Here is a 23,394-nt window from a genome sequence, read left to right as displayed (position 1 = left end):
CTGCTGCACCTCCTCAGAAGCATGCAGCGCCACCTCTGACCCGCCCTCCGCGCGGCACGCTCCTCGATGGAGAATGTGACGCGAAGGAACCCTTGATAACCTCGTGAAACAGCCCATGCGTCCCGGTTCGAGCCGCAACCCGCCTGGAAAGGGAACCCCATGACCCCACCTTCCGCAGCACCGTCCGTCGCAGTGCCGTCGGTCGGGGACCGGGTCGAGGTCAGGGACTCCCGCTGGACGGTCGCCGCGGTCGACGCCGCAGGCAATGACACCGTGGTCGAGTTGGCGAGCCTCGCGGACGACGGCTTCGGCGATACCCTCCGCCTCGTCTGGGAGCTCGAGCCCGGCCGCCGCCTGCTCCCCGCCTCCGGCCTGCCCGAGATCACCCGCGACGGCTTCGACCGCCCCGAGCAGTCCGCCGCGTTCCTCGACGCCATGCTCTGGTCGGCCCTCGTCCGCCTCGACACCCGCGAACTCCAGGCCCCGTTCCGCTCCGGCGCCGACGTCAAGACCTACCAGCTCGAACCCGTCTGGCGCTCCCTCACCGCACCCCGCGTCAACCAGCTCCTCGCCGACGACGTGGGCCTCGGCAAGACCGTCGAAGCCGGCCTCGTCGCCTCCGAACTCATCCTGCGCCACCGCGCGCAGCGCGTCATGATCGTCTGCCCGGCCGGCCTCACCAACAAGTGGCAGGACGAGATGTTCCGCCTCTTCGGGCACCGCTTCACCATCGTGAACGCCCAGACGTACACCGATCTGCGCCGCGAGCGCGGCAGCGGCGCCAACCCGTTCGAGATCCACCGCCACACCATCGTCAGCCTCCCGTGGCTGCGCGGCCCCAAAGCCGACCGGCTCCTGTTCGGCGAACTCCTCAAGAACGCCGACGAGCACACCAAGCCGTTCTTCGACCTCCTCATCCTCGACGAGGCCCACCACATCGCCCCCGCCGCGCCGAAGCAGCGGTACGCCGTCGACTCCCAGCAGACGAAGACCATCCGCGCGCTGGCCGCCCACTTCACGCACCGCCTGTTCCTTTCGGCCACACCGCACAACGGCTACCCGGAGTCGTTCACCGCACTGCTGGAGATCCTCGACCCGGCCCGTTTCGCGCGCGGCGTCACGCCGTCGCCCGCCGCGCAGGAGGCGGTGGTGATCCGCCGCCTCAAGTCGAGCATCGTCGACGCGCACGGGAACCCCGAGTTCCCGTCCCGCGAGGTTCGCGACCTGCGCCTGGAGTACACGGACGACGAGCTGGAGGTCCACCGGCTCTTCAGCGAGTTCACGACCGCCCGCCGCGCCCGGCGGGTGCAGGGCCGCCGCGGCCGGGCCGCGGCCGACCTGGTGACGCTCCTGCTCAAGAAGCGCCTGCTCTCCAGCCCCCGCGCGTTCGCGAACACCTACGCCTCCTATGCCGGCGCACTCCCGGCCGAACCGGCCCCGTTCAGCGACGACGTGCCCGACTACTTCGACGAGTACAACGACGAGGCCGCCGTCCTCGACGACGACGAGCTCTTCGAGTACGAGAACGAGACCCTGCGCCGCTCGGCCGGGTACGAGGAGCGCCTCGACCCGACCGAGCGAAAGGCCCTCGCCGCGATCAGCGACTGGGCGGTCCAGCACGCGGCCCGCCCCGACACCAAGGCCGCCCGCCTCCTCGCCTTCCTCGACGAGACCTGCAAGATCGGCGCGTCGTGGTCGAACGAGCGGGTCGTGGTCTTCACCGAGTACCGCGACACCCTGCACTGGCTCCACGAACTCCTCGCCTCCCAAGGTTTCGGCGGCGACCGGGTCGCACTCCTGCACGGCGGCATGGACCTCGAGGACCGCGAGCAGATACGCCTCGCCTTCCAGGCGGACCCCGCCGCCCACCCGCTGCGCATCCTGCTCGCCACGGACGCCGCGGGGGAGGGCATCGACCTCCAGAACCACTGCCACCGCCTCGTCAACTACGACATCCCCTTCAACCCCAACAAGCTCGAGCAGCGGGCCGGCCGCATCGACCGGTACGGCCAGCGCGAGAACCCGAAGGTCTACAACTTCGTGCCCGGTGCCACGGTGCCCGATTCGGCGTTCAAGGGCGAGATCGAGTTCCTCGCCCGGGTCGCGGTGAAGGTCAGCCAGATGGAGACCGACCTGGGCTCGGTCAACCCGGTCCTCGCCGGAGCGCTCCAGAAGCGGCTCGCGGGCGACGTCTCCGTGGCGGACGTGGACGCGCTCACGAACCAGGCGGTCGCCAAGGGGAAGAGCCGCGGGGAGCTGAAGGCCACTGCGGACGTCTCCGCGCAGGTCGCCGAGCTCGACGACGTGTTCGCCGAGAGCCAGAACAAGCTGCACCTCCACCCCGAGCGGATCCGCGAGGTGGTCAACACGGCTCTTGTTCTGGCCCACCAGAACGTGCAGCTCGAACCGGTCGCTGACCCCGAGAGCGACGCGACGCTCTACAAGGTCCCCGACCTCACGGGCGAGTGGGTCCGCGCGCTCGACGGCCTGGACACGCCGTTCGTCCCCGAAGGCCAGGAGTCGTACCGGCGGCCGATCACCTTCGATCCGTTGATCGCGCGCGGCCGCGACGACGTGGTCCTCGCGCACCTCTCGCACCCGCTCGTCGACATGTCGGCGCGGCTGCTGCGCGCCGCGGCGAGCACCGACCGGGTGGACCTGCACCGGGTGTCCGCGGTCGTGGGCCCCGACGACCTCGAGGACCTCTTCGTGGGCGCGTACGCGAAGTACACGCTCACCGGCGGCGACTCCGCGCAACTGCACCAGGAGCTCATGGCCGTGGGCGGCTGGCTCGACCTGCGCACGGGCCGTTTCCGCCGCTTGGAGAACCTGACCCGCTCCCGCGAGATCCTCGACAGCGCCTTGGACCGCGGCACCGCGGCCGGGCCTGGTGCGCAGCTGCGGATCGCCGAGCACGCCAAGGAGATCCACCGCGGACTCAGCGATTCGCTGGACTGGCGCACCAAGACCCGCAGCGAAGCCCTGGAACGCCAGCTCGAGAAGCGCGTCGAGGAGGAGCGGGCCCGCATCCGCTCCGACTACGACCAGTTCCGCGCCTCCCTCGAAGCGGCCATCCGGGGCCGCGACACGGACGAGAACGAGCTGTTCGGCCTCGCCGACCTCGAACTCCAGCAGGCCCGCCGCGACGAGGCACACTGGGCCGAACGCCTCGAGCAGCTCGAGACCGAACGCGACCGCGAGGTCGGCCGCGTCGCCGCCCGCTACGCCGACCCGGTCGGCCACCGCACCCCGCTCGCCATCGTCTGCGTCGTCCCTGAGAGGGAGAACCGTTGAGCCGCAACGCGAACCGCCAGTTCAGGAAGCGCCGCACCGGAGCCGACCGGACCCGCGGCCACCAGGACTGGATCGAACTCATCGACACCGACGGCCCCTGGCTGTCCCTCCCCGTCCTCACCGCCACCTGGCCCGAACTCGACGCCGTCACCCCCGAGCAGCGCCAGCAGCTCAAGCACGCCCACAACGACTGGTCCATCGCGCAAGACGACCCCGCCGCGCTCACCACCTGGCTCCGCGCGATCCTCGCCGACTTCCTCGGCTGGGGCGACAAGGGCCTCCACTTCGCCTCCCGCCCAGGAGAACCCGTCGACGGCATCGCGCCGATCCACATCGGACAGCACGACACCACCGTCGAACCGAGCTTCACCCTCCACGACGGCGAGCACGTGCGCCTCATCGGCCTCGTCACCCCGCGCGGCACCCACCCCGCCAAGCGCATGCCCGGCGAGACCTGGGCCGCCGCCCCCATCGACCGACTCGTGCGCCTCTGCAACGCCAACCAGGTCGACCTCGGCATGGCCACCGACGGCCGGCACCTCGCCCTCGTCTACGCCCCCGCCGACGGCGCGAGCGCCTACGGCGTCTTCGACACCGAGACCATCACCGAAGGCGGCGACCGGGACGTCCTCCGCGCCCTCTACAGCCTCCTCAACCTCCGCCGCTTCACCGACTACGAACCCGCGCAGCAGCTCCCCGCCCTCTTCAAGGAGTCCGCCGAGAAGGAGGAGGACCTCACCGAAACCCTCGGCGTCCAGGTCCGCCGGGCAGTCGAACTCCTCGTCGAAGCGATCGGCCGCGCCCACCTCGCCAAGAAGCGACGCGACGGCACCGGCATCACCGTCACCGCCGAAGACGGCACCACCCGGCTCGTCGAAGCCGACGAGGTCTACCGCGGCGCGGTCACCGTCATGATGCGCCTGGTCTTCCTCCTCTTCGCCGAGGAACGCCGCCTCCTCCCCGCCGACAACCCGCTCTACGCCGAGTCCTATTCCATTGCCGAAGCGGCGGAGCAACTCCGCGAGACCGCCGACTCCGGCAGCGAAGCCCACCTCGAACAGAGCCACCGCCACTGGCTTCGGCTCCTTGCCCTCTTCAACGCCGTCCACCGCGGCGTCGACACCCCCGAACTCGCCATCCCGGCCTACGGCGGCTCCCTCTTCGACCCGGCCACGCATCCCTGGCTCACCGACATGGCCGAGCCCCTCGCCATCGACGACCGCACCGTCCACAATGTTCTCAAATCCGTCACCACTGTCTGGATGAGCGCCGGCCGTCAGCGTTCCCCCAAGTCCCTCAACGGACTCCAGCTCGCCTCCGGCAAGCGACCCCGCGGCGAATGGCGCAAACTCAACTTCGACCGCCTCGGCGTCGAGCAGATCGGCTACGTCTACGAAGGCCTCCTCGCCTGGGAAGGCCGCTGGGCCGACGACATCGTCGTCGGACTCATCGGCAGCCAGAGCAAAGAAGCCGAGGTCTACCTGACGGACCTCGAGGACATGCGCCGAGCGGTGAGCGGGGACGTCGACGCGCTCGCGGCGGAGCTGTACGAACGGTTCGAGAAGCAGCGCAAGACCGGCATCGGCTCCGCGAGCGCCATCGCGAAGCTTCTGGCGCCCATGGACACCGAGCAGACCGAACGCGCCATGCGCGACCTCCGGGCCGTGACCGGCAACGACGGCAGCCTGGCCGAACGCCTCCTGCCCTTCTACGGCATCATCCGCGCCGACCTGCGCGGACAGGCCACGGTGGTCCTCAAGGACATGCTCTACATGACCGAGTCCGAGCTTCGCGGGAACACCGGGGCGCACTACACGCCCAGGAAGCTTGCGGATGAGGTTGTGAAGGGCGCTCTTGAGCCGCTGGTATATGAGCCGGGCCCGCTCCAGACCGCTGATGAGAGTGAGTGGAAGCTCAAGAGCAGCAAGGACATTCTCGGACTGAAGGTCGCGGACATCGCCATGGGCTCGGCCGCGTTCTTGGTCGCCGCTTGCCGCTTCCTCTCTGCACGGCTGCTGGAGGCCTGGAAGATCGAGGACGACCCGCGCGCAGCGGTCCTCGAAGGCGACGAGAGCGAAGGTGCGGGGGAGGACCCGAACCTGGTCGAAGCCCGACGCCTCATCATCGAGCACTGCCTCTATGGGGCGGACATCAACCCGGCCGCGGTCGAGATGGCCAAGCTGTCGCTCTGGTTGGTGTCCATGGACAAAGACCGACCTTTTACCTTTCTTGATGACCGGTTGGTCTGCGGGGACAGCCTCCTCGGCATCACGAACGTTGAGCAGCTTGAGTACATGCACCTCGATCCTGTTGAGGGTCGGAGGCTGCACGAGGGCACGATCCTCGACTACACGGCCCATGTCCGAGACATCGTCGCCGAGGCTGCGGAGGCACGAAAGGCCATCGCTGAGATCGGCGACAAGAGCGCGACCGACCAGGAGATGAAGCGGGAGCTTCTCGAACGGGCACAAGAGCTAACGGCTGAGGTCTACCGGTATGCGGACCTATTGGTCGGAGCTGGGCTTGCTGGGAGTGTTAAGTCGGGAGGCTCGAAGGACCCGAATCGACGCGAAGCGATGGCCGACGAGGACGAGCGACGCAAGGAGAACCTCTGGCTCATTGCAGCCGATCTCGGCAGTAATCAGACCGATGAGGCTCGTGAGTACCTTGACCGCCAAGCAGCCCAATGGCTTCGAACCGACAAGCCGATCGGAGCCTTTGAGAGAGATCCGATCCATTGGGCGCTGGTATTTCCGGAAGTCTTCGAAGTTGGTGGGTTCAATGCTGTCATCGGCAACCCGCCGTTCTTGGGAGGTCAGCGGCTCAGGGGAAGTCTTGGATATTCCTACCGCGAGTATGTGGTCGAGTTCATCGGCCGGGGAGCACGAGGTAGCGCTGACCTCGTCGCATACTTCTTGCTTCGAGCTGAAGACCTCCTGTCGACAAGCGGTCAAACGGGACTCATTGCAACGAATACCCTTGCTCAAGGGGATACCCGAGAAGTTGGACTGGACCAAGTTGTGGCTGAAGGGGGTGCGATCAGGTCAGCGATTAAGAGTGAGCCATGGCCATCGAAGAGCGCGGTTTTGGAATACTGCGTAGTTTGGACCTCTAAGTTCGAGCTAGGGGAAAATTCTCAACGTTACTTTGATCGGGCGGTCGTAGAGCAAGCGATCAGCTCCTCACTCGATTTGGAGTCCCGTGCCACGGGTAGGCTTGAGCGATTGGAAGCGAACAGCGATATTGCATTTCAGGGATCGAATATTCTCGGTCTAGGTTTTACGATGGATCCTGATTCTGCAAAATCAATAATCAATGAGGAGCGAAAGTACGCTGAAGTTTTGTTCCCGTACCTGAACGGGCAAGATCTAAATCAGAGCCCCAGTATCACTTCCAGTCGGTGGGTCATAAATTTTCGCGACTGGACCGAAGCTCGCGCGAAGGATTACCCGCGTTGTTACGAGCAGGTAGTCAGACTTGTTAAGCCCGAGCGATCAGGAAATGCTAACAGGCAGCGTCGCGAATTCTGGTGGAGATTCACTAGGCCAACTCTCGAGCTTTATGACGCCATATCTGGCATGGAACGGACCATCGTTCTTGCGAGAGTCAGCAAGACTGCACTACCGTTGATGGTCGAAACCGGTCAGGTCTTCAATGAAAAGATTGTAGTCTTCGCATCAAATGATTTCGGGCTCCTTGCACTGCTGTCGAGTTCCCCGCATTATTGGTGGTCAATCAAGTACAGCTCAACTCGGACGGGGGATCTGAACTACAGCCCAACCGACGTATTCCATACACTTCCTCGGCCGGAGCTTTCTTCCGTCCTGCGGGCGTTGGGGGAGCGACTGGATTCTGAGCGTCGTGAGCTGATGCTGGCTCGGCAGGCTGGACTGACTGACACCTACAACATGGTTCATGACCGGGCGAAATCTGACGCGGACATCTTGAACTTGCGGGAGATTCATCGGCTGATCGACATCGAAGTCTGTCGGTGCTATGGGTGGGACGACCTGATTCCTGAGCTGGCCCATGATCACTACGAAACCCGTCAGGGCGACCGGTACACGATCGCGCCTGGGCCTCGGCAAGAGATCCTTGACCGTCTCCTTGAGGAGAACCAGCGTCGCTACGCTGAAGAGGTTAAGCAGGGACTTCACCTGAAAGGCAGTGCAGCCAAGAAGGCTGCGAAGAAGGCGTCTAAGCCGAAGCCGCAGACCGAAGGCCAGGATTCGCTCTTCTGAGCGTGGCTGGAGTGAGGGATTCGGTGCCATTTGCGCCGGTCAAGCGTACCGAGCGGTTACCTTGTTGCCTTCGAGGTGAGCGGGTGCGGGTGCGGCTTGGATCGGCGTTGGTTGGCTTTCGCTTGCGGGTAGCTCTTTGCTTGAACGCCAAGAGCGGCAATCAGACTGAGGATGCCTCTCGACCCTCAGGCCCAGCGGTCGCGACGGATGGATACTCCCACGATTGGCTAGGCCGGTCGAGGCGGCCGATCGGTCGAAGACTCGGCAAGGCCCGCAGGATTTCGGGGCGATCCTGAGGCTTGGTGCCGCGCAGGGCCATCCAGACTATGAAGGCGCGAACGAGCGCCGAAGTCGCTGCGGCTGCGGCGATCCAGGGGCCGAGGGTCGTGAAGTCCATCTTCCCAGGTTAGTCGCTGACCAGTGGTGCGCCGCTGTCACAAAACCGTCTATTAAATCGAACGTATGTGGCATACGGGACAGTAGGATCACGCGTTCTGGGCTGAGAACTCCGTGAGGAAACTACGAGGCGAGAGTTCTTGGTCGATCTCTCCCATGGTCAAGGTCACCATGCGGCCCTGGATCGATGGTGTCGCCGAGAAAATCGCAGAATCGTGCACGGGGGCCAGCGACGAGCAGGTCGAGGGGGCCGGTCGATTCCCACCGATTGACCGGCCCCCTCCTACCTCAGTCCGCTACCGGGCGGCCGACGAGCCAGATGAGGGCCGTCTGCTTGGCGCGTTCGACAACCCAGTCCGCGTTCTCGGCGAGCCAGGGATGCCGTTCGACCTGGTGTTGGAGCGCGGCGTAGAGCGCTTGGCTTTTCTTCTGCGGCTCAAGGGGTTCGGTCAGGTGCGGCTCGCCGTAGAGGGCGCGGACCACCGCTTCGATGGCCAGGTAATCGAGCGGAGGTTCGGTGCCGTGACCTGCGCGTCTGAGCTCGGTCAGGAACTCGGTGAGTTCGTCGAAGTCGATCGGGCCGGCGCCGAGTCCGGCTCCGGGGCCGAAACGGTATTCGAGGCTGATGGCGGTCGCGGCGCAGAGGAGGTCGGCGGCGGCATCGTCGCCGTTCCTGCCGAGCCGTTGACGGAGGTTCGCGGCGGCCTCGTGGTCGCCCGTGATGAGGGCGGCGAGGTGTCGGCGATGCAGGTCGTAGGGGTTCACTCGCACTCCTTTGCGGGTGTGGCGGTTCCGCGGAACGCCGATCGCGGTGTCGGCGCGTCGGGGCCCCGCGTCTCGGGGTTTGGTGTGTCGGTTCGCGGGTTCAAGGCTTCGGTCAGTTGTTCCGTCGATTCGGCTGGATCTTGGATGGGTGGCGGGCTCGCTGGGTCGGCCGTTTGCTCGGCAGATTGCTTTGCCGATTGAACGGCGGATCGCGCTGCGGGCGGCTCGGCTGGAGTCGCGCCCGCAGGTTTGACCGACTTCCTGACCGGCTGCTCGACCGGCATAGCGATCGGGTCTTCGACCTGCCTATCGATCGACCTAACGACCGGCGGTTCGGCCGCTGGTTCGACACGTGCCCCAGCTGGTGGCTCGACCGGCGGATCGACCCGCGTTGCGGCTGGTGGCCCGACTGGAAGATCCACCCGCACTTCGACTGGCGGGCCGACTGGTGGTTCAGCCGGAGAATCGGACTCCGGCCGGGTCTGCTTGGGGTAGTTCTGGACTGTGGCCTCGAGGGTTTCGCTCATCCAGGTCAGTCCGGCCTCTTCGGCGAGGTCGAAGTGGTCGGTGAGTTCGTCGTCGGTGATGTCGGGCGGGACCAGTTCGGCCAGGAGCGCCCAGATGTAGCCGGGCTGCTCGGCGAACGGGATCTCTGTGAGCAGGATCGATTCCCCGCACACGGCTCGGATCATCGCTTCGGCGCGCAGCGCGTTGAAGGTCGGATCGGTGCGGAAGTGCTTGTCGTGCAGGCGCTTCGTGATCTTGGCGAGGTCGGTCGGGTCGGGCTGGGAGCCGTACTCCTCGACGATGACGCCCGCGAGCAGGGCGGTCAGGAACAGCACGTGGTTCATGCGCAGTTCCGGGCCGATCTGCGAGGCGAGTCGGGCCGCTTCGAGGGTGTCGCCGCGCAGTCGGGCGGCGGCGTGGGTGCGGAAGAGCGTCTGGGTTGCTTCTCGGTTCATGGTGTTCCTACCCTTCGCAATCGCGTTGGGCCGCTTGCCAGGCGGCGACGGCTTCGCGTTTGATCGTCGCTGACCGGCCGCCGAGGCGGGTCCAGTCGAGGTGTTCCGGCGCGGTGATGTGGAGTTCGGGTTCGCCTGGGGCCGTCGCGGACCCGGGGCTGGTGCCGCCGTTGAACGTGGCGTCGGAGAGCCCGGTGAGGTGGCCGAGGATCGGCGGTTCGCATTCGGCGAAGACCACCCACAGGCGGGGGTGGTGGGGGATGAGCCCGAAGAGCAGCTCTCGGTCGGCGACGGTCGCCGAAGCGATCATCACCAGCGCACGCGGGTCGGTCCCCTCGCGCGACCTGACCGGCAGCGGGATCTCGGCGAGTGCGCGGGCGTACTTGGCCCGGACGCGGTGCGGTGCGAGTCGTCCTACGCCCATGCCGCACCTCGGGTCAGCTTGTCCGCCAAGCCTTCTGCGAGTCCACCGGCCAGGTTGTCGGTGAGTCGGCCGGTCAGGTTGACGGGGAAGACGCCGTTCTGGCTTCCGGTGTCGAACTGCTCTTCCCACTCGCGGATGAACGGCGAGTACTGGGTGCGGCGCGCCCGCTCTTGGACCGGACGCTCGCGCCAGTGACGTTCGATCGCTTCGTCGCTTTTCGGATCTTCGCGTTCTGCGCGAGCCATGCGGGCGCCGTTGATCGCCTGGGCCATGAGTGATCCCGGGCTGCGCTGCGGGTGCGGACTCGGCTTGCGCTGCACGGGTACGGCGGCGTTCGGCGAAGCGGAAGTCGCCATCACTTCATGTTCGGCCTGGTTCCCCTGCTGACCTTGAGACTCCGGCAACTCCGGCACTGCCTCGTCCCTTTCCGGGGCTCGGAAGACGCTGATGATCCAGCGGATCAGTTGAATCCACGGACGCAGGACGGGCCCGCACTCGCGCTCGATGGCCGAGAGCGTCATGCGGTCGGTGTTGTGGTCGACGCCTTCATGGGCTGCGGCCAGCGGCTCGGACTTGAGGAGGAACTGGGTCCAGGCCTCTTCTCGGAGCCTCGAGAACTGGTACGACTGTTCTTGCGTTGCAGGTTGATCGTCCCTGTCCTCGTGGGCCTCCCGCCAAAATCGGCTGTTCCTGCGCGGCCCGGTGCTCGGACGGTCCGACCGGTCCGAGAAATCGGGCTTCGCGACCGGCGCGGTGCTCGGCTCCTCCGGCGGCATCGGGTCGGGCAGCTCGCCGCGACGGTGTCGGCCGGTTCGGGTGTCCGGTTGCCAACCGGGTGAACCGAAGACGCCCGGGTCATCGGGGTCGTCGGGCTTGCCGCCGATCTCGTAGGTGTCGCCGGGCTGGTGGCGCAGGTGCGGCGGTTCGTAGCGAGGCGAGGCCGGATCGGACTCGCGAGCGGACTGGTCGCACAGGTCAGGGCTGTGCTGGAACCGGTAGGCCCCTGGGGTCAGGGGGTCCGGCGACCCGTCGGTGAGGAGCAGGCGACGGCCCGCCCAGTCGTAGTAGCCATCGGTCAGGTGACGAAGGCCGATGTAAGCGCGGCTGTTGTCGAAGTCGCGGGAATGGCTGTTTTCAGGTACGCCCGAATAGCGTATCGTCGTAGACGACACGGAAGGTCTCCTTCTTGTGTTGGGCCGCCCGGTGGAACTGGTTGGTAGCCTTTGGGCCACCGGGCGGCGTTTATATTCTGACCTATCCATAAAGGTCAATGTGATGCGGATGCTTCGTAAGAATCTCCGTTCGAGACGTAAGAACGTGGTTCGATCGCGATTGCGCGAGAACCTTCTTCGATGATGACGCAGCGAAAACTTACGTGTCAACTTACGTGACCAGAGTGTCTAGAAGATTCTTGACATGCCAAGGGGGACAAGGCAAAAGGCCCTGCCCCCAAACTCTCCCGAAACTGTCGGAGTCGCTACTCCTCGCTCTGCCACTCTGCGGCAAGGACCTCCGCGTCGTTGAGGTAGCTCTCGAGTTGAGCCGAAACTGCTGGGTACTGGTCCACGATCAAGCGGATCGCCAGGATCTCCATATCCAATTGATCCACCGCCGAGACCTCATCGAGCAGGTGATCCTCACCCAAAAGCCCTCGGCAAATCGCCTCCATCGCAAGCGGCTTGAAAGGAGGATTGGCATTGCGGTAGGCGAAGGACATCTTGTCGACGAATTCGCGAACCGCCGTAGCGCTCTGGTCCTGCTCGAAGACGTGCCCGGCCACCCCGGCGAACATCGCCGCGACATGAATGACGTAGTCGTTGCGATCGGCGTCGGGAAGCTGGTTGTTCAGTTCCTTCATCTTGGCTCCGTCGCCGAGCGCGATGGCTCGGACCAGGTCCCGGATCAGCTGGTTACTTGCCATGCTCCCTCTTTCTGAGAATCCGCGATAGCCCTTCGACAGCGATCACAGCTACCACGATGCTAGTGCCGATGACATCCCCGGCGCGGATGTCGGTCCCCTCAGGGCGGTAGAAGCCGGGTGTCGATGGCGGCGCGGTCGGAACCTCGGTGGTGGTCTGAGCGGAAGGGCCCCAAGGGTCATAGTCCCGCTGGAATGTATCGGCACGAGCGTCGACGATCTTCTTCGAAGCGTCGACCAGGTCGCCGGTGTTGCGTACCGCTTTGCGGCCGAAGCGGCTGAGCTTGCCCATCTTCGAGTCGTCGCCAGCGCCCTCATGCTCCTTCTGGAAGGGGCTGAGGCTCGGGTCGATGCCCGACAACTCTTCGCCACTCGGGCTGGCGCCGTGCCGCACATGCGGTGGGACAGCATCGAGTCCGCCTGCGAGCGCGCCGTCCCGACCTTCCTTCCGGACCAGCGGGACGATCGCGCCCGATCCGGGTGCGCCCGGTCCGATCCTCCCGTGAGCCGCCGACATCACCTGCCAGTGCGCCTTCTGCAGCCCGCCTTCAAGCGCAGCCCGAATCGATTCGGCCTCCTCGAGCGCCGTCACGACCTGCTGCATCTGCGCCGCACTGCGTTCGATCCCGATGGCGTTCAACCGGTCAGCCGTCTCCTCGACCTGGTCCTTCGCCGCGGCAAGGGGTCCGGCGAGCTGCGATGCCTGCTCCTTATCGGCCGCGATCTTCGCCGCGACCTCCAAAAGACTCGACATCGGCCGGCTAGGCGCGCTCGACGTCGGTTGCGGCATCACCGTTCGAGCCGGTCGGCGTGCCGACCTCATCGATACTCGCCATGGGGGCCTTCCTGTCTGGGGGTGGAGGCGGACAAAACGTTACCCGAATCGAGGCTTTCGCGCAGGACGCAAGGCGGCCCCGAACCGAGGGCCACGCGTATCGGCCGAGGTGAGAGCGACCTGCGCTCGGGAGGCCGCAACATCGCTGTACGAACTCGAACCGGCGGGCAGAGCGCCGCTCGTGCCGTTGCGTGTCCTCACTGGGGGCGCAGGGCCCAGCCCGGCGAGAAGTCCGGGTCGGGGAACCAGGATCGGGGTCTGCGTTCGATGTGGGTCAGGCATCGGGTCGAGTGGCTACGGTCCTCGTTCGGGGATAAGGGCAGTCTGGAAGCGATGCGCTCGGTAGGCGGCGGTGTAGTGCTCGCGGATCCGGTCGGTCTCGGCTTCCAGCTCGGCGACGATCTCCGGCGGCGCGAGGAGGTCGAGTGGTTCGCCGTCCTCGTCGAGCGCGTCGGGGTCGGCAGGGTAGCGATCGCGGTACTTCGCCAACCATGCGGTCTGGGCCTGTCTCTGCTCCTGCAGCATGGCTATCGTCTCGGGCTCTGGTCGTCTCAGTCTGCCTCGCGCCCTGGTGGCCTCATTCGTCGTCAGTCCATTATGCGCAAATTAGATGGTCGGTGGCTCGGGCCCGTTGACCAGGCCCGAAGGACCGTGGTCGCCCGCGTCCTTGGTTCGAACGTTTCAATTCGGTCGAACCCTGCAACCGTCACTGGCCGCGACGCGTGTCGATGAGGCCGGTATCTCCGGCACCCCCTGAACCAGGACCCCTCATTCACAACAGAAGCAAGGAAATACATGACCTCCCCGAACCCCACGCGGCGAGTCCTCGCCGGTGCGGGCGCCGCGCTCACCGCGGCCGCCTTCGCGGTCGGCCTCACCGCCGCCCCCGCCCAAGCCCAGGAACAACTCGACGTCCAAGCCTGGGCCGAGCCCTGGGAGACCTCCGACTTCTACGTCGGCTGGACCGAGGAGACCGAGTCGCAGCAGGCTCGGCTCGTAGTCGAGACCGGCGGTGCCGCCGATGACGAGATCCTCGAGAACGTCCACATCAAGTTCGGCCTCGCGGACGAGGGCACCACCTTCGTGACCGAAGACCCGGCCTGCGTCGCCGACGGCGCGACCCTCGACTGCAACTTCGCAGACATGCACGCCAACTCGATGTACGACATCCGGTTCGACGTGCTCCCCGGCCCTGGAGTCATCGCCAACGAGCAGGTCGACTGGCTGGTGACCGTGGAGCCCGGCGGGTACGCGCCCACCGAGATCCCCGGCAGCTGGACCTTCCTTGCTCCAGACGACGCGGAGTGGGACTACTCCGTGAACGCGAGCGACTTCGAGGACGTCGCGGCCGGCGACACCGTCACCCCCGCGATCGAGTTCGCGAACACTGGTGAGTCCACCATCCGCGGCGTCATCTTCAGCTACTGGAGCGACTCCTCGGACCTCTCGGTCGCCTCGGACTACAGCAACTGCGGCATCTTCCGCGAAGACGAAGTGATGTGCGCGTTCCCCGAACTCACGCCGGCGCCCGGTGAGGTCTACGAACTCTCCGCGGATTCGCCGATCAGCGTGACCCTCGGCGCGAACGTGCCCGGCCCGATGACGTTCCGCCAGGGCTTCCACATCTCGCCGCTTGACGGTTGGGGCCAGTACTACCTCGATGAAGTCGAGTTCTTCGACGCCGACCAGGAGCTCGTCTTCGAACTGACCGACCGCACCGAGATCGAGCGGTCCCCGCAGACGACGATCGTCTCGGCGGCCAACCCGTTCGACATGACCGTCGCGGGCCAGCGCATCGACGGCGAAGCCGGCGCGGACACCACCATTCCCGTCGTGATCGAGAACCTCGGCCCGGCCGACGGCCTCTCCCGGCCGCACCCCGGCTCCGGCGAAGGCCGATTCAACATCGCGATCCAGCTGCCCACCGGTGTCGAAGCGACCGGCTTCAACGAGTACGGCTACATCGAACTCGACGGCACCTTCTGCAACAGCATGGAAATCCGTGAGTGGACGGTCGACCCGGCCCTCTACGGGCTCGAGCGCGTCGACGTCATGTGCGACGGGCCCGACAGGCTTCGGGTCGATGAGGAGTTCGCATTCGACCTCCCCGTGACCGTGACCGTCGCGAAGCCCTCGACCGACGGCCTCGTCTCAGTCATGGAAAGCGCCGACACCTGGGACTTCACCGGCTTCGAGGAGAACTGGGGCCTCACCGAGGCTGACTACCCGACGATCGACGGCGACCTGGAGAACAACGTCGCCGCACTGAGCCTCAACGCCGCCGTCCCCGGTGGCGGGAACGGCTCGGAGCAGCTGCCGACCACGGGCGTCTCGCTCACGGTCATCGGCGCGACGGCCGCCGCGGTGCTCGCTGCGGGCGTGGTCGTGTTCGTGCTCCTGCGCCGCCGCAAGGCCGCCGCGAGCTGGTAGTCATGTTGCAGCGCAACGGTATTGCGTAATGGGAAAGCGGGGGCTCGGCCTGACGGCCGGGCCCCCGCGTCGTCGGTCGGGCCGAAAGGCCGGGCTCTCCATGTCGTTGGTTGGTTGGGAGGCGGGCCTCCACGTGGTCGGTCGACCGGGAGACGGGCGTTCCTGCAACATCAGCGCGGCTGCGGCTGCGCGGGCTCGGCATCCCCGAGTTCGGCCGAACGGCTGGGCTTTCGCGCCATGGTTCGACCTCACGCTGAGGCATCACAGCGGCTAGGCGGCTCGGCCGGGCCCGTTCTTCGGATAAGCCGCTCTGCGAGGCCCCGCCCGGTCACGGCCGGGACCCGCGCCATCGACCCTGCCGCACGGCCGCACGGCCGGGCTTGCATCACTCCCGTCGACTCGAAGCCGGCGACACAGACTGCGTCCGGCCGCCGCGTGCACACCCGACCGTCGAACATGGACTGAGCCTGGTGCAGACCGTGCGTGCGTGGTACGGTGCCGCCACCCTGGCCCGCCACACCTCCGGCCGCAACCCCTCGCTGAAAGGCCCGTGATGCCCGAACCAGACCCCCAACTCGTGGAAGCCGGACTCGAAGTCCTCAAGCAGTATGCCGCCCGCGGCGACACCCTCACCTACGGCGAACTGAACAAGGAACTCGGCTCGCCCATCGCCTCCCCGTCGGCCGGATTCCCCGGCAGGATCGGGAAGCTATGCGACGACATCAACAAGCACCATGAGGCCGTCACCGGCGAGCGATTCATGATCTCAGCGCTTGTGCACGGCGCTGATTCGGGCCTCCCCGGGCCCGGGTTCTTCGCGCTGGCAGCCGACCTCCGTCGCCTGCCGCTGACCGACGACCTGGGAGCCAAGCGCACGTTCGTGGAATGGGAGTGCGAGTCGGCGTTCGCCGCCTACCGCTCCGCTTGAGGGCGCGGTCAGCGCCGGAGCCGCGGCGCCGACCCCGTTGCCGGTCAAGCTCACGCGCCCGGTCGAAGCGGGCGTCCGCGGATCACCGGTAGCGGTCGGCGAAGTCCTTGTGCACCCAGCGGAACCGGTCGCCGGACCGGACCCGCACCAGCCCCGCGAAGTCCGGGTCCTGCTGCTCCACCAAGGCGCGGAGCCGATGGATCCGGCCGCGTGAGAGCTCGTCGAACTGCGCCTCACCGCCGAGATCCGCGTCGGCGTCCTTCCAGGCGGCCAAGTCGGAGGCGTTGGAGGCGAGCTCCTTGACGGCGCTAGCCGCCAAGCCGACCTCGTTCTCGATGCCCTTCCAATCCGAGCTCGCGAGCTCGAGCCGCAGACCCGCGGGCACCAGCTCGCCGCCGAGCCTGAGCATCCTGGCCGTGAAATTGATCCACGGCCTGGCTTTGGTGAGCCATTCCCGGTCCATGTCGAACGTGTAGACCCCCTTGTCCGGGTCGCCGTCGAGGAGATGCACGGGCCTGCGGGAGTGCTCGCAGTGGAGGATCACTCGAATGCGCTGCTGCGCAAGGCCTTTGATGCGCGGGCCCGAGTCGTCCTGGGTCACCGTGAACAATCGCGGGCCGTGCATGCCGTCGTCGGCGAGCAGCCGGAAGCCCATCTCGATCAGCTCTTCGACCCGGGTGTCCGCCTCCGTCATGGCGCGGCGCAGGTCGGTGCTCACATGCGCCCGCGTCAGCGAGCCCTGCTCGTCGACCAGTTCGCGAAGCGAGTCGAGCCTCGCCTGGATGTCCGCGACGATCCCGTCTTCGGACTCGGACCGGGCCCCGGCGATTGCTCCGAACTCCCCGATCAGCGCGTCGAGCGGGACCATCTGGTTGCACTTGTTGCAGGCGGCGCCCACATGGCCCTCGGCCTTGAACGATTGGAGCGCTTCGAGGTCGAACAGCATCGAGCCCGCTTTGGGCGAACCCGCGGCCGCGCAGACGGCGCCGCACGGTACGCGAGTCACTCGAGTCAGGCCCTTCCACTCGGGCAGATGGTTGCAGATCTCGTCGGCGAGCAACTTGCACAGGTACGTGGGGTACGCCGCCTTGACGGTCACCGAAAGGCGATCGTTTTCGATCCGCACCAGGGCCCTGCCGTGATTGCCGTCGTCCAGGACCACTCCGGACGCCCAGTGCACGCCGCGGCCGAGGTCCCCCCTCTGGAGCGCGAAGCGATGGAACCGCGCGATCAACCGGAACATGAGCCCTTCGGGCTTCGCGGGGCGGTCGCTCGCGTCGCGGAACTCGATCACATATGACTGCTCCGGGAGCCCGGGGTCGTACCGCGTCCAGTCCTCCAGGTCGGGTTCCACAGTGGATACCAGTTGGGTGATGAGGCTCGTCGGACCGTCGTAGGAATCCCGGACGGGGTAAGCGATCTCGAACTCGTGCATGAGCTCGATCAGTGCTGAATGCACGCGCCGCGGGTAGCGCTCATGCTCGGGCCTCCTCGGATCGTCCCACACTCGCCTGAGCCGATCGTGCGAGACGAGCCCTTCCCGGTCCCGTGTCACCGGGTCGTTCAAGGCCAGGCTGATGGCTCGACTGAGCCAGTCCCCCTTGAGAACCACGAGCTCGTCGAGCCCCTTGGCATCGGGGAAGTAGCACCAGTGCCCGAGCTCGGTGGCGACACGGGCGAGCGTCAGCGCCGAGTCGTCGTCGAGACCGTGGCTCCGGGTACGGCCCAGGTAATCGTCGATCGCGAGGTGGCTCTCTCCGCCTTCGGCGAGTTCTTCCATCACCGCTCGCCAGCGGGCCGGAAGGCGCCGCTCCAGATGCTGAAGGTCAGCGGCGGTGGTGGCGATAGCGGAGGCGAGTTCCGCGATGCCACGGCCGGTCTTGCTGTCAATGCGGTGGAACCCGGCGATCTCGCTGTCGGCTTTGCGTTGCAGGCGGGTCCGGTCGAGGTCGCCGAGATGGTCGTGCGCGTCGGCGTGGGTGGCCACGATGTGGATGCGAGCTTCGGCTCCCACTCGCCGGCGCACCAGGTTCACCCAGTACTCGACGAATCCCTGCGCGGCCCCGCTGCGGGGATTCCAAGCGATGACGTACACCGCCCACGAGGTGAAGAACAACTGGTGCACAGGGCGGTTGGTCGACTGGCCGCCGAAATCCCAGGCGTTGAGGGTCAACGGTCGCCCGAGAGCGTCTGCCAAGTTCACAGGGCCGACCTCGAGCCCGTGCGTGAGGGGGCGCTGCTCGACGAAGGCCTCGCCGCGCAGGGCCGCGAGCAGCGAGGACTTGCCGACCGCGCCTTCGCCGATCACGACCAGTTTGGCCTCGCGGACGGCGACGGAGGCGATCGCCTGCTCGCGAAGGTAGGTCAAGACCGACTTGGTCCCCTGCGTACTCGCGGCCTTGAGTTCTGGAGACAGGTCGTTGTCCTCGACGGCGAGCGTGCGGAGCGAAGTGGCGCGGGCGAGGCTCGGGGGGAGGTCGGTGAGGCGGTTGCCCTGGAGATTGATCGTGACTGTCTCCCGCAGCTCACCGATCTCGTCGGGGAGCGACCTCAGGCGGTTGCCGCTCAAGTTGAGGTGCGTCAAGCGGGTGAGCCTGCGGATGTCGGCGGGGATCGCCCTGATGCGATTGCCTCCGAGGTCGAGGTGGGTGAGGTTCTCGAGTTCGACGACGGCATTCGGAAACCGCCCGAGGTCGTTGCGGCTGAGATTGAGATGGGTCAGGCGTTTGAGCGCGCCGATTTCCTCGGGAATCCTGTTGAGGGAGTTTCCGCTCAAGACGAGCCGGGTCAGACCGGAACATTCGCCGATCGACCCGGGCAGACCGGTCAGGCGGTTCCCGCCGAGGTCGAGGTCCGTGAGGCCTTGCAACGACTCGAACTCGTGGGGGAGCTCTGTGATCTCGTTGCCGTACAAATCTAGGGAGTTGAGGCGGTGGAGATCGAGAAGGAAGCCGGGAAGGCGTTCGATTCGGTTGCCGCCCAGCGCTAGCTCCTCTAGCCGAACGAGTTGGCCGATCGCCCTGGGCACATCACGAAGGCCGTTCGAATGAAGCTGCAATCGGGTCAGGCGCGACAGATCGCCGACGCGCCGCGGCAGGAAGAGAAGCCCGTTGCGTTGAAGATTGAGGTTGCGCAGGCCGCGGAGCCCACCGATGAAGTCCGGAAGCGCGGTGATCCGATTGAAACTGAGATCGAGATCGATCAGACCGGTGAGCTTGCGAAGCCGGACAGGAACCTCAGAGAGGTCCAGACCGGAGAGGTTCAACGTCTCGGCACCGGTCTCAACCGCCTCAGCGATCCGCAACTCCGCCACTTCCATTGACATGGCAAGGCTCCTTAGGGGAATGACCACGAGTCTAAGCACCCTCCGCACGCCGCGCGATCCCCGAAACGGCCCACCCGCACCGGCGCGACCCCCGACGTCACCCCCGTGGGGCAGAATGAACCGACGCGGCGCACCAGCACCGATGCGTCGTCTCAGCCGTGAACGGAGCGCCATGGCCTCTCAAGGACGACAGGAACCGGCCGACCGTCCGAACCCGTCCGAACTGCTGCGCCGCCCGCAGCTGTTCGAGGACGCCACGTCATTCGGCGTCCGCGAAGACCTGCTCGGCTACCTCACCCGCGATCTCCTCGGCCCCTGGAACGGCCTCAACGAGGACATCGTGGGCAAGGACAGCCCCCGGTCCCGCTACCTCGTCGGCCAGCTCGGCCCCAAGGAACTGCTCCCGCAAGGCACCAAGCGCGACATCGAAGACGCGAACACCCACGACGACCACGACGACGGCGAGAACCTCAACGCCGGCACCGAAGACGCCGAACTCGCCGCCAAGACCGCCGACGTCGGCCGCCTCGAAGCCTCCAGCATGGGCCTCTCCTTCCGCGTCCCGGTCGACACCGCGAAGATCCACGTCCGCGCCACCTGGGGCCACTACCTCAAGACCTCCTTCACCGACGAAGACGGCAAAGCCAAGAGCGGATGGCGCCGCGTCCCGGCCGGGGACGAGCACGGCCGCGAGATCGACCTCAGCGACGACCGCCAGCGCATCGTCCTCACCGGCGACGACGACCACGGGGTGTTCCTCACGGTCGAGACCAGGCGACGCGACCACAGCATCGTGGTCGAACTCGGCCTCGTCAACGGCCAGCGCGAACCGCAGCACAACGCCGACGAAGCCTGGCTGTTCCAGCCCCAGCTCACCGTCCGCGCCCTCGACGGCGAAACCGCCGTGTTCCTGCCGATGGACGACCCGATGCGGGAGGACGCCCCCGAGAGCGCCTACCTGGACGCCGAGGACATGCGGTTGCGGCTGCTGTATCGCAATCGGCTCCAGTACACGCGCGGCCGCAACGTCGCCGTGCACGCCGACGAAGTGCGCGGCGAGCGCCGCGCCCGCGAGCTGCGGACCGAATGGATGCCGGTCACGGACGTGCCCGGCACTTCCGCGCCCACACCCGAGGAGTCCGCGCTCCTCGCCGGGCTCGAACTCTCCATGACCGCGCTCGCCGAAGCCGACGCCGAGGCGCTGCGGGCCGGCCTCGCCCCGCTCGCCGACGGCTACCGGGTCTGGCTCGAGGAGCAGGAAGCCCGGATCGACGGCCTGCCCGAGCAGTTGCGGGTCTACGCGCGTGAAGCGCTCGGCGAGGCCCGCACAATCGCCGACCGCATCGGCGAAGGCGTGCGGCTCCTCACCGAGCCGGGCCACGAGCATCACGCGATCGCCTTGCGGGCCTTCAAATTCGCGCAGCGCGCCATGGCCGACCAGCGGCTGCACACGCAGATCGCCGCCCACCGGGCGACGAACGGCTCGGACTACGCGACCGCGCAGGCGGCGATCGAGGCGAAGGGCCCGGCCGCCGCCTCGTGGCGTCCGTTCCAGCTCGCGTTCCTCCTGCTGAATCTCGCGAGCCTGGCCGACCCCGGACACCCCGACCGGAGGATCGGCCCGCAGGGCCTGGTCGACCTGCTCTTCTTCCCCACGGGCGGCGGCAAGACCGAGGCGTACCTGGGGCTCGCGGCGTTCACGATGGCGATCCGCCGCCTGCAAGGGGTCACGGGCTCCGGTGAGGAGGCCCGCGACGCGGCCGCCGGGGTGGCGGTGTTCATGCGGTACACGCTGCGGCTGCTCACTTCGCAGCAGTTCCAGCGGGCGTCGGCGCTGGTGTGCGCGGCCGAGCTGCTCCGCCGGGAAGCGCCGGACGTCTACGGTGACGAACCGTTCCGCATCGGGCTGTGGGTGGGCTTGAAGGTCACCCCCAACACGTATGACGATGCCGCGATGGACATCGCGGACATGAAGGTCCGAGGGAAGGTCGGCGAGTCAAAGACGCTCCAGTTGCAGGCGTGCCCATGGTGCGGGGAGCGGTTCGAGGCCAACGCGATCGAAACCGATGAGGGGCGCCGCCGGGTCCTGCTGTACTGCCCGCGTTCGGTGGGGGAGGGGCGGTGCCCGTTCTCCCGCCGTTCGTCGCCCGGTGAGGGCGTGCCGGTGGTGAGCGTCGACGAGGAGATCTACCGGCTGCTGCCCGCCTTCATGATCGCCACAGTGGACAAGCTGGCGCAGCTGCCCTGGAAGGGCGAGGCGGGGCTGCTGTTCGGGCAGACGCGGTCGAAGTGCCCGAGGCACGGCTACCGCCACCCCGACTTGGACGAGCGGATCGGTTGCGGGGGAAAGCATGTGCCGAAAGGCAAGCTTCCGGCCGTGGTAAGTGAGCCGGTGATCCGGCCCCGGCCCTGGGATCTGATCATCCAGGACGAGCTGCACCTGATATCAGGGGCGCTGGGCACCAGCGTCGCCCTGTTCGAGTCCGCAGTGGACTACCTGCTGCAGTGGGAGACCGAGGAGGGCGTGGCCGGGCCGAAGATCGTGGCGTCAACGGCGACCACGAAGCGGGCCGCCGCGCAGGTGAAGGGCATCTACAACCGGCGGGTCGCGATCTTCCCGCCGCCGGTGCTCGACGTCGAGGACACGTTCTTCTCCAAGCAGGACCCGATCGCTGAGAAGACGCCTGGGCGGCGCTACCTCGGGTTGTGCGCGCACGGGGTGCGCCTGAAGCAGGCCGAGATCCGGCTCTGGGACACCCTGCTCATCGCCGGGCAGACCTTGTTCGACCGCTACGGTTCTCCGGCCGACCCGTACATGACCCCGGTCGGGTACTTCAACGCCACGCGAGAGCTGGCCGGGATGCGACGGTACCTGGACGACGACGTTTCGATTCGCGTGCGGCGCACCCGCGACGGCTTCTCGGCGCGGCTGGGCTCAGCGAACACGCTCCGCATCACCGAACTGACCTCGCGCATCGCCTCCAGCGACATCTCCGCCACACTGTCCGAACTGGAGCAGGGCTTCGACCCTGAGCGGGACACCGCCGCCCGGCGCAGCGCCATCGGCCGCGAGATGTTCGCAGCCCGCAAGGAGAAGCGCGAACCGGACCCGCTCGCGGTGGAGCTGCGCGAGCGCGGCTCCCGCACCGACGCGGTGCTGGCGACCTCGATGCTGCAGGTCGGCGTGGACGTCTCGCGGTTCGGGCTCATGGTCGTGACCGGGCAGCCGAAGAACACTGCAGAGTACATCCAGGCGTCCTCGCGGGTCGGCCGCGACGCGAACCGGCCGGGGCTCGTCGTCACCCTCTACAACTGGACCCGACCCCGCGATCTCGACCATTACGAGGACTTCTACCACTACCACGACTCCTATTACCGGCAGGTCGAGGCGCTGTCCGTCACGCCGTTCACCCGGCGCGCGCTGGACCGCGGCGCGACCGGGGCGCTCGTGGCCGCGATACGCCAAGGCGACCGCGACGCCTCGCCGAACGCGGCCGCCGCCCGCTTCGACCGCAACGCGGCGGCGGTCGACGACGTGGTCAAGACCCTGATCGAGCGCGCCCAGCAGGTGAAGAACCCCCAAGCGGCGCAGTACCTGCGTGAACGGGCCGAGAACCTGTTCGACGACTGGGAGCTCGAGAAGCTCCGCGGCGGACTCGTCTACCGGGCCGGAACGGGCAAGGCCAACCGCGCCGGGCTCCTGCGGCCTGCGGACGGCACCGAATGGACCACCCTCACGGTGGCGAACTCCATGCGGGAGACCGAAGGCGAGGCGAAACTGATCTTCCCCGCGGACCACGAGATGAAGTCGCCCACGCTGCGCGGCCCGCAGTGGTCGTACGGCTCCCGACCCGACACTGAGGACGGTTCCTGACG

Annotated in this window: 13 protein-coding genes; 5 read left to right on the top strand and 8 right to left on the bottom strand. The window is 67.0% G+C overall.

Features of this window, described 5'->3' with window-relative positions:
- The first annotated feature begins 159 nt into the window (after positions 1-159).
- A complete protein-coding gene (gene drmD / locus O2L52_RS21270; RefSeq protein WP_270118075.1) occupies positions 160-3,294 on the top strand; it encodes a DISARM system SNF2-like helicase DrmD in 3,135 nt (1,044 codons plus the stop codon).
- Positions 3,291-7,535: an Eco57I restriction-modification methylase domain-containing protein gene (locus tag O2L52_RS21265; RefSeq protein WP_270118074.1), complete on the top strand. Its 4,245-nt coding sequence runs from the start codon at positions 3,291-3,293 to the stop codon at positions 7,533-7,535. Before drmD ends, O2L52_RS21265 begins: the two co-directional genes overlap by 4 nt.
- A gap of 684 nt (positions 7,536-8,219) precedes the next feature.
- Here O2L52_RS21265 and O2L52_RS21260 read toward each other — a convergent pair.
- From O2L52_RS21260 to O2L52_RS21230, 7 genes are all read right to left on the bottom strand, one after another.
- Positions 8,220-8,696, bottom strand: a complete 477-nt coding sequence (locus tag O2L52_RS21260) for a hypothetical protein (protein WP_270118073.1) — start codon at positions 8,694-8,696, stop codon at positions 8,220-8,222.
- Positions 8,693-9,547: a hypothetical protein gene (locus O2L52_RS21255; RefSeq protein WP_270118063.1), complete on the bottom strand. Its 855-nt coding sequence runs from the start codon at positions 9,545-9,547 to the stop codon at positions 8,693-8,695. The genes O2L52_RS21260 and O2L52_RS21255 overlap by 4 nt, the downstream gene beginning before the upstream one ends.
- Before the next feature lie 118 nt (positions 9,548-9,665).
- Positions 9,666-10,082 carry a hypothetical protein gene (locus O2L52_RS21250; RefSeq protein WP_270118062.1) on the bottom strand — a complete coding sequence of 139 codons (417 nt, stop codon included), beginning with the start codon at positions 10,080-10,082 and terminating at the stop codon, positions 9,666-9,668.
- A complete protein-coding gene (locus tag O2L52_RS21245; protein WP_270118060.1) occupies positions 10,073-11,254 on the bottom strand; it encodes a hypothetical protein in 1,182 nt (393 codons plus the stop codon). The genes O2L52_RS21250 and O2L52_RS21245 overlap by 10 nt, the downstream gene beginning before the upstream one ends.
- A gap of 305 nt (positions 11,255-11,559) precedes the next feature.
- On the bottom strand, positions 11,560-12,003 hold the full coding sequence (locus tag O2L52_RS21240) for a hypothetical protein (protein ID WP_270118059.1): 444 nt from the start codon (positions 12,001-12,003) through the stop codon (positions 11,560-11,562).
- Positions 11,993-12,754: a hypothetical protein gene (locus O2L52_RS21235; protein ID WP_270118058.1), complete on the bottom strand. Its 762-nt coding sequence runs from the start codon at positions 12,752-12,754 to the stop codon at positions 11,993-11,995. The genes O2L52_RS21240 and O2L52_RS21235 overlap by 11 nt, the downstream gene beginning before the upstream one ends.
- 375 nt (positions 12,755-13,129) lie before the next feature.
- The gene (locus O2L52_RS21230) at positions 13,130-13,360 is read right to left on the bottom strand and encodes a nucleoside triphosphate pyrophosphohydrolase family protein (RefSeq protein WP_270118056.1); all 231 of its coding nucleotides are present in this window, start codon (positions 13,358-13,360) and stop codon (positions 13,130-13,132) included.
- A gap of 270 nt (positions 13,361-13,630) precedes the next feature.
- Between O2L52_RS21230 and O2L52_RS21225 the strand changes: the two genes are divergently transcribed.
- On the top strand, positions 13,631-15,265 hold the full coding sequence (locus tag O2L52_RS21225) for an LPXTG cell wall anchor domain-containing protein (RefSeq protein ID WP_270118055.1): 1,635 nt from the start codon (positions 13,631-13,633) through the stop codon (positions 15,263-15,265).
- Between the two features lie 553 nt (positions 15,266-15,818).
- The gene (locus O2L52_RS21220; protein WP_270118054.1) at positions 15,819-16,193 is read left to right on the top strand and encodes a hypothetical protein; all 375 of its coding nucleotides are present in this window, start codon (positions 15,819-15,821) and stop codon (positions 16,191-16,193) included.
- Between the two features lie 82 nt (positions 16,194-16,275).
- Here O2L52_RS21220 and O2L52_RS21215 read toward each other — a convergent pair whose 3' ends face one another.
- Positions 16,276-19,512 (bottom strand): leucine-rich repeat domain-containing protein, encoded by a 3,237-nt coding sequence (locus O2L52_RS21215; protein ID WP_270118053.1) that lies wholly within the window; start codon positions 19,510-19,512, stop codon positions 16,276-16,278.
- Between the two features lie 178 nt (positions 19,513-19,690).
- Between O2L52_RS21215 and drmA the strand changes: the two genes are divergently transcribed.
- Positions 19,691-23,392 carry a DISARM system helicase DrmA gene (drmA, locus tag O2L52_RS21210; protein ID WP_270118052.1) on the top strand — a complete coding sequence of 1,234 codons (3,702 nt, stop codon included), beginning with the start codon at positions 19,691-19,693 and terminating at the stop codon, positions 23,390-23,392.
- Positions 23,393-23,394: the final 2 nt, after the last annotated feature.

Source organism: Glycomyces algeriensis, from assembly GCF_027622855.1.
Lineage (GTDB): Bacteria > Actinomycetota > Actinomycetes > Mycobacteriales > Micromonosporaceae > Glycomyces > Glycomyces algeriensis.
The sequence above is the reverse complement of the archived record's forward strand: the minus strand, read 5'-3'. Positions and strand labels throughout refer to the sequence as shown.